The 7,691-nt window shown below is 67.6% G+C and carries 9 protein-coding genes; 1 reads left to right on the plus strand and 8 read right to left on the minus strand.

Annotation, left to right across the window (positions count from 1 at the left end):
* Positions 1 to 133 precede the first annotated feature (133 nt).
* Entirely contained in the window at positions 134 to 2,173 is a 2,040-nt protein-coding gene (locus tag M1L58_RS15890) for a relaxase/mobilization nuclease domain-containing protein (protein WP_248659629.1), read from the minus strand.
* A complete protein-coding gene (mobC, locus tag M1L58_RS15895) occupies positions 2,173 to 2,673 on the minus strand; it encodes a plasmid mobilization relaxosome protein MobC (RefSeq protein ID WP_248659630.1) in 501 nt (166 codons plus the stop codon). The genes M1L58_RS15890 and mobC overlap by 1 nt, the downstream gene beginning before the upstream one ends.
* 382 nt (positions 2,674 to 3,055) lie before the next feature.
* Between mobC and M1L58_RS15900 the strand changes: the two genes are divergently transcribed.
* Positions 3,056 to 5,110, plus strand: coding sequence for an SIR2 family protein (locus M1L58_RS15900; RefSeq protein ID WP_248659631.1), 2,055 nt, complete (start codon positions 3,056 to 3,058; stop codon positions 5,108 to 5,110).
* A gap of 37 nt (positions 5,111 to 5,147) precedes the next feature.
* On the opposite strand, the gene M1L58_RS15905 is transcribed toward M1L58_RS15900, so the two are convergent.
* From M1L58_RS15905 to M1L58_RS15930, 6 genes are all read right to left on the minus strand, one after another.
* Positions 5,148 to 5,945 (minus strand): Fic/DOC family protein, encoded by a 798-nt coding sequence (locus tag M1L58_RS15905; RefSeq protein WP_248659632.1) that lies wholly within the window; start codon positions 5,943 to 5,945, stop codon positions 5,148 to 5,150.
* Between the two features lie 82 nt (positions 5,946 to 6,027).
* Positions 6,028 to 6,264 (minus strand): hypothetical protein, encoded by a 237-nt coding sequence (locus tag M1L58_RS15910; RefSeq protein ID WP_248659633.1) that lies wholly within the window; start codon positions 6,262 to 6,264, stop codon positions 6,028 to 6,030.
* A gap of 85 nt (positions 6,265 to 6,349) precedes the next feature.
* Entirely contained in the window at positions 6,350 to 6,526 is a 177-nt protein-coding gene (locus tag M1L58_RS15915) for a hypothetical protein (protein WP_248659634.1), read from the minus strand.
* A gap of 26 nt (positions 6,527 to 6,552) precedes the next feature.
* Positions 6,553 to 6,747, minus strand: a complete 195-nt coding sequence (locus M1L58_RS15920; RefSeq protein WP_248659635.1) for a hypothetical protein — start codon at positions 6,745 to 6,747, stop codon at positions 6,553 to 6,555.
* An 18-nt stretch (positions 6,748 to 6,765) separates the two neighbouring features.
* Positions 6,766 to 7,452, minus strand: coding sequence for a hypothetical protein (locus M1L58_RS15925; protein ID WP_248659636.1), 687 nt, complete (start codon positions 7,450 to 7,452; stop codon positions 6,766 to 6,768).
* A 28-nt stretch (positions 7,453 to 7,480) separates the two neighbouring features.
* Positions 7,481 to 7,691 (minus strand): hypothetical protein (locus tag M1L58_RS15930; RefSeq protein ID WP_248659637.1); only part of this gene is annotated, 211 nt, incomplete at its 5' end.

The raw sequence follows: 7,691 nt of genomic DNA on the forward strand, positions 1-7,691 counted from the left end.
AGCCGGGGCGATTCAACGTGTTTCAGTCAACCCTGGGAGACTGCCGCACGCACTAGGACGGACACGTCTTCCCGCACACTGGGTCGACGCGGAACAGTTCGTTCACGCACAAAGCACACCAGGAGCGCAGCAGCTACCCGCCCTCGCGCCCACGTTCCGTGGACGGTGTTGTGGCGGTGCGGGGGCGTGTCTGGACGGTGGCAGTCGGTACCGGCGCCGAACGTGTATCGAGACTCGGTGTGTAGACCTGACCCTGGAACTGGAGATCAGTCGCCGCGATGGCCGCGGTGATGTGCGTAGCTTGCCGCGTATGTCCCTGCGCAGTCATCGCTTCGCTAATCGCCTTGCTGGCGGCCAGCACCTGCTTCATCGCAGCCAACCACAGCAGCGTGGTGTCGTCGCGGCTGGCGGCGAGCATGGTTGCGGCGACGCGGCGCGCCGATGTGTACGACCGGACCGCTTGCGGTTGAGTCGGGCGGCGGTGACCAGACACGGCACCGAGCGCGTCGGCGAGCTGGTTCAGGATCTGAGCCTGTTCACCCGAGAGACCTCGCGCAGCTGCGCCGACAGCGCCGGCAGTGTCGGCGGCCGCCGCGTGCCATGCGCGGGAGTGCGGGTCGTTGATCGACGTCACGGTGCGCTGCCAGCGGCGGGCGTCATCGTGCAGCCTTCGCGTGAGCGGGTTCTCGTCGGCGCGTGCCGCCGATGCGCGGTTGGTGCGCGCCCATGCGGCCGACGCGAGGGCTCGGTGATTGTCGCTGTCGGGCCACCGCTGTCGGAGGTCTTTGAGCGCCAGGCCGCCACCGAGGTAGCTGCCGTTACGCCAGATCTCTTTGCCGTCAGCGCCGCTCGCGATCCGGGTATGCAACGCGACCGCGTATCCGGTGACCTCAGTCGTGGAGCCCTTGGCGTAACGAGGTCGGGCGAGCACCTCCGGGTGGTTACGCAGCGCCTTGGCGTAGTCGGCTTCGGTGGCCGCCGACTGGGCCAGCGGGGTGAGGATCGCGCGCAGCTGCTTCGTCACCTCGGCGGTCGGAGTCTCTCGCTGGGTGTCCTCTGCGGCACGCTGCTGCGTCGACTTCGGTTCGCGCGGTGTCGTGGCGCGTTCGTCTGCGTGGTCCCAGGCCGAGAGCGCGTCGGCGCGGGAGTTGGCGTCGTCGATCCATCCTTCGCGGAGGCGAGGGAGTGAGAGGTCTTCGGCGAGTTTCTTGCCGCCGTGCATGACCGGCTGGCCGTGTTTGTTGGCGTACTCGGTGGCTGGCAACCCGACGCTGAATCCGGTGACGGCACGGGGATCGGTCTTGTCGTAGCGGGCTGCTCGGATGACCAGACCGTCGGCGCGCACCATGCGCACGAACTCGGCTTCGCTCTCGGCGGCGGCCGCCGCAGCGCGTACCCGTCGCGCCAGAGTGACCGACGGCGACTCGGCGATCCGCGGTTCGCGCACGACGTTGCCCTTGACGTCGAGCTGGGGCTTGGTTGCACCGTCCTGGGCGTGTGCACGGCCACGGCTGGCCATGTCCTTGTTGTAGCTGGACAGCACTTCGAGGCCGTACTTCACTTCAAGTTCGCGGGCGACTCGCTGCGCACGGGCGAAGTCACCCTCGTTGCCACCGCGAGTGGGATGAGGCCGCCACTTGGCGACCACACTGCCATCGTCTCGAACTCGTGATGCGGCGATGTGAATGTGGTCGCCGTTGTTCTTCGTCAGGCCGTGACGAATGGCCACCCATCGCGAGTCAGCGGCCTTCGGATCGTCAAACCCCATGCCCTCCATGAAGTCATGAACGATCGCCGACCATGTCGCATCGTCGAGCGCGTCAACGTCGGGGGGCAGCGACAACGAGCAGTGCCAGACGTTCTCATCACGAGTCGCTTCAGCGATCGCGGCGCTGCCTTTGACGCCACGCTCCTGGGCGGCCTTCAGCGCGGCGGCGTCGCGGCGGGTGACCTCGGTACCGAACACCACCCGCGCCTCATCGAGAGCATGACCGAGCTCGTAGGCGTGTTCGCGGTTCATCTCCGCGCCCGCACCACCAGCAGCGAACACGCTGCGTGAGGACGCCGCCACCACATGCGGGTTGGAGTGCTCGTTGGCCTTGCCCGGACCTGCCAAGTACATGACCAAACCCTGCATCCGCGCACCCGACGAGATCGCCGGCATGATCGGCATCAGACAGTCCAGCCTTCGCCCTCGGCGGCAGTGATCGGCCCGCTCGGTCGATCCCCGTCGGCGGTCGGGGAGTGGTGCTGGCTGGCGGGAAACGACACCGCGAACACTTCACCGAACGCATCGCGGACCCGGTCCGCCGTGCGCAACACCGCGTTCACCGCCGGCTCGAAGTCGGGCGGGATGTCCTTGTCGGTGTTGGCGTGCCGCGCAATCTGGTTCATGTTCACCGCGATACCCGACAGCAGGTTGCGAATGCCCGTCGCTTCCTTCCACGCCGCCAGCTTCTCGGCGTGATTGATGCCGACGCCGGCGTCGGCATTGGCCGCGCGAGCCATCAGAAACTCTTGCACCGAACCGAAGCCCGCATCCTCGGCCCGATTGAGCAACTCCTGCTTCTCGGTAGCCGTGACCTTGATGATGATCCGATCATCTCGACCGCCCGGATGATTGCGCCGCCGCCGCCGCAGGAACGCACCAGGCGAGTCTTCACTCCGACTCATCGGTGCCTCCTCTCCGCGTCTTTCCGGTCCCACCGGGCCGTCCGCCCAGCGCAGCGACCCCACCACCGTGGGGACTCTTCATTCCTCACCGTACCGACGACAGGGACGGTGAGCAAGGGTTTAGGGCACCTAAACCATAGCTTGCTCCCGCGAGGCGGGTGCTTTTCGGTGTGAGCGCGCGTGCGCGCGGGGTTATCGAGTCCACGCGCAGCGTGGTCGTTTTGCGCCGCTGGGACAGCGGCCCGCCGTCCCCAAGCTGGTGGCGAAACGTCGGCTGGGGACAGCGGAGGAGTGGGCGGGTAGTCGCCTTGCGGTGGCCCGGCCGACGGCCCGCAGGACTCACCGAAGATGTGGTGTCGGTGCTGGCTCGTAGAGTGCTGCCATGACCGACTCCGCAGGTACCGGGATCGACGATCCGTACCTACCGCTGGCGTTCTCGATGCACTCCACCCCGGGCGCGTACGCGGTCCTCGCCGGCGCCGGTGTGTCGTTCGGAGCGGTACCGACCGCGTGGGAGATCATGGTCAACCTCGCGCAGCGGGTCTGCCGCGTCCGGGGCGACGAAGCCGTCGCCGCGACCTTGACCGGCGACACCGTCGAGGACTGGTTCGTGGCGACCTTCAACAAGCCACTGACCTACGGCGGCATCCTCACCGAAGTCGCGCCCGGGCAACACGAACGAGGCGCGGTGCTCCGCGAGTTCTTCGAACCCACCGACGCCAGCGGCGCCGCGGCGTTACCTGAACCGACCGCCGCACACAGGGCGATCGCCCGGCTGGTCGCCGCCGGCACAGTGCGGGTGATCATGACGATGAACTTCGACCACCTCTTCGAGGCCGCGCTCCGCGAGGTCGGCGTCGAACCAGTCGTCGTGGCCACCGACAGCGCCGCCAAAGGACTGCCACCACTGCACACCATGGAGTGCTGCGTGGTGCACCTGCACGGCAGCTACCGCGACGCCAACTCCATGCTCAACACCGACGACGAACTCGGCACCTACAAGCCACACATGGACGCGCTGCTGCGCGACATCGTGGGCTCCCACGGACTACTGATCGCCGGGTGGTCCGCGCAATGGGACCACGCCCTGCGCGACACACTGCGCGGCAACTACCGACCCTTCTACACCTCCGCCTGGATCAATCCGAGCCCGCTACGGGGCGACGCCCACGACGTCGCCACCGCTCTCGGCGCGCTCGCGTTCGAGGCGACCGCCGACGAAGCATTCACCCGACTAGCCGACGCCGTGACCGCCATGCGCACCCGCAAGGCGCGTCACCCAATGACCGCCGCGGTGATCGTCGAGCGGATCAAACGCGACCTGGCCGGTGCGCAGCCGGCCATCACCGCCCACGACACCTTCGCCGCCGAGACCGGCCGCCTGGAAGGACTTGACGCGCTCAACCTCACCCGGTTCCACCTCGACGACCGCAACGCATACGACGCACTGGTAGCTCAGATCGACGAAGGCTGCACTGTGCCGGTGGCTGCGACAGCAACCCTGGCCCGGTGGGGCACCGACGACACCGACCGGTGGTGGCTGCCCGTCATCGAGCAGTGGGCACACGTCACCCGTGCCAGCGGCCACACTAGGGCGCTAGAGTTGCCCACCCTGGTGGCCACCCGCCTGGTCTACGCCGCCGGTCTCGGCGCGATCGCCGCCAACCGCTACGACACTCTTGCTCGAATCTTCATCGTGCCAACCGTCGACGACCGACTCGACCGATCACTACTCGCGCTCACCGACTGGGCGCGGCAACATGGTGAGACCAGCGAGAGCGTGCGCGGCCCGATGCGTGAGCGTTTCGCTGAAACCGTGCGTGACGCACTCCGGCTCAGCCAGGTCCGGTTCGACGCCGTCTGGCAGGAGTTCGAAGTGCTCCGGATGACCGCACAGATCATGACCACCCCCGAATTTCGCACCTACCAAACTCGTGCGGAGCAACCCCTCAGGGCTGAACGCGTGGCGCGGCTGCAGGAGGCTGACAGCGACGACCATCGGCGCACGATCATCGAACTCGCGGAGGCGTTGCGCCCACTCGCGCGCATGGCCACTAGCTATCGCCCGCACCTCGAAATGCTTGACACCATGAGACGTGCAGGCGGGCGGGAACGCTGGATCAGCCCCGTCGCGCAACGCCTCATCGACCGCACCGACCGCGAGCTCATCGAGGCCTTCGGCACTCTGCTAGGCGTCGACGATCCGGTCACCCGGGCGGCGGTGGCGGACGAGGAATCAGCCGCCAGCCGATCGGCAGCGGTGTCGGCCTCACCACGCGCTGCCCGCGCGTCGGCAGTCGCAGTCGCACTACGCGCAACGGCGGCATGCCTCAACGAGCTCGCCGATCAAGCCTGCCATCACACACTCACACGATCACCGGGCACCGCGATGTTCTTACCGAACGAGGTGTGGTTGGACGACGAGACCCGAACCTAACGGCCGCCTCACCGCCGCCGGCGGTGCGTCAAGTTGGTCAGTGCTCGCGTCCCTCAGCCCGGCGGCCATACCCGATCCCGCGGCCACGGTGAGCACCGCTCGACGCCGATCGCGATCCCGAGGTTGGGGAGCGTCGGGAGGTGCCGCGGCTGGCGATGCGTGCTGCGCGTTGAGCGTCGGTCTCGCGTGCGGCGGCGTGCTCGGCCGGGGCGGATTGTTGGGGTGTGAGGGGTTCGGCGATCCGCGCGAACACCGGGACCATGGTGTCGGGGACGGGTTCGAATGTGCCGCGGTCGGGGTGGGAGAGCATGGCGGCGTTGACCCACTGTTGCGGTGTGACGCGGCCGTAGTCGAGGCGGTAGCCGGCCTCGTCTGCGAGTTGGGACATGAATACCTTGGCCGCGCGGCCGTTGCCTTCGCGGTAGGGGTGGCTCATGTTGATCGAGGCGTAGACGGTGGCGGCCTCGACGGCGAATCCACCGTGGTCCAGGTCGGTCCAGTCGACGGCGGCGATGTGGTCGCGGGCGTGGTCGAGGTAGCGGCCGATCTGGTTCGGGTCGGCGAACGGCAGGCCGTCTTTGCTCAGCGGGTAGGTGCGCGGGACGCCGGCCCATTCATAGATCGGGGAGAACAGCGCGGCGTGGATGGTGTGCAGATGCTCGGCGTCGTAGGTGCGGGCGATCGGGATATGTCCGTCGACGATCATCGCTTCGCGGTGCGCGGTGATGGTGTACTCGGCCGCGGCGAGCGCGTCGGCGTCGGTGATGCCGAGCTTGTTGGCTAACACGGTGGTGCCGGGGATGAACGTGGCGTCCCAGTCGTCCTGTGCGGTCACTCACCCTTACCTTCCAGACACGACGACGGCACCACCTCGACGAGGCGGTGCCGTCGTGAACAACTACACGGTTGGTGGGCGGTCAGCCGAGGGCGTGTGCCGCTCGTGAGCCGGTCGCCATGGCGACGGCTTCGGCGATCACTTCCGCGTCGGTCAGCTCGCCGCGCGCCGACCGGGTGAGCAGGTCGATGTCGGCGCGTTGCGGGTCCCACCCCTCGAGGACGTTGTTGTCGATTGCCTGCACGACACCGCGGACCTGGGTGTCAGTGAGGCCGGCAAACAACTCCGGCCAGCGGGTGATCCACCGGGACTCGATCATCGCCGCACCTCCTTTTCATACGTCTCGCTTGTAGTTAGTTTACCGATCATCGGCGCGGTCAGCCTGGTCACGACGGGCGAGGGAGTCAGGCCGTGACCGTGGAAATCACGGCAACCACTAGCGCGAGGGCTGCGATACCGATCGCGGCCCAATACGCGGATTGTGGATCGCGTCTATCACGCTGCGCATATCCCAGCGTCGCGACCAAAGCCCCGATCAGGATGAGTACCACTGCCGTGAGGAAGACCATCGGTGTCGTCATGAGCTTCTCTCTATCAAGGAGGTCTGTCAGAACAGGGCGATCTGCGTGCGGGCGGCGCGCTCAGCGGCGCGCTGGTGAGCTTGCTCGGCGGCGCGTTTGACGGTGGCCTGGGGTAGTGCGAGTTCGTAGGCGATGTCGGCCCAGCTGCGGCCACGCTGGCGCATGTCGGCGGCGAGGTCCTGGATCTCGCGGTCGTGGGCGTCGGGGTCGTCGTCAGTCATCACGGCGTGCCTTTCCGTTCAGATGCGGGCGAGGGTGTCGCGGATGGCCAGCCACCGGGTTTCGGCAGTCTGCTGGTGTGCGGTGAGGGCGGTCCAGTGGCCGGCGAGTTCGGCGGTGGGGCGTTCGGCGGTTACTTGGGTCATGCGGGCCAGCAGTGCGCGGTAGCCGCGGCGGTACCAGCCGTCGATGAGGGCGGCGGCGAGGTGGGGCAGGTCGGCGCTGTCGGCGACGGGGCGGCCGTGCCGCGGTGAGGCGATCTCGAGCATGACGCTACGGGTGCGGATGGTGAGTCCTCGATCGGCAAACCGCGCATTGACCAGAACGGGTGTGGCGGGGCTACCTTCGTCGAGCAACGCCACGACGGTGTCGAACACGTCCTGATGCACAGGGCTGAGGAACACCACACTGCCGGCGGGAAGCACCGTGCTGGTGGTGCCGGCGTCGCGGTCGGCGCGCGACCCGATCAGTGCTTCGACGACGTGGCGGGCCCGGGCCGGTGGCGCCCACAACAACGCGGTGAGCATGTCCAGCTCCAGGGCGAGGGTGTTGTCGACCTCGGCGGTGTCGTCTCCGATGGTGCCGGTGAGGGTGAGGTCGTCTGCGGCGGTGACGGTTTCCAGTTCGGGCAGCGGTTCGATCGCGGTGGCCGGCGGCTGCGGCACATCCGATGGTGCGGCCTCGGGTTTGTCGGCCATGACGATCACCTGCTGTCTCCTCGTGTGTGTCGGTGGTTTAGGCGACGTCGCTGCGGACGCCGGTGAGGTCTTCGTATGCCCACTGTTCGCATTGGGCTGCCAGTTCGGCGAGCTCGGCGCCGTAGCGGGGATCACCTTCGAAGTAGGCCCGTTCAGACTGTGCCCAATAGGCCACGGCACGCTGCGCGTAGCCGGTGGTGTTGGTCATGACGAGGAGTCCTGCCTTCTCTTCACGCGGCGGCCGTCGA

Source organism: Gordonia sp. C13 (assembly GCF_023218005.1).
Taxonomy (GTDB): domain Bacteria; phylum Actinomycetota; class Actinomycetes; order Mycobacteriales; family Mycobacteriaceae; genus Gordonia; species Gordonia namibiensis.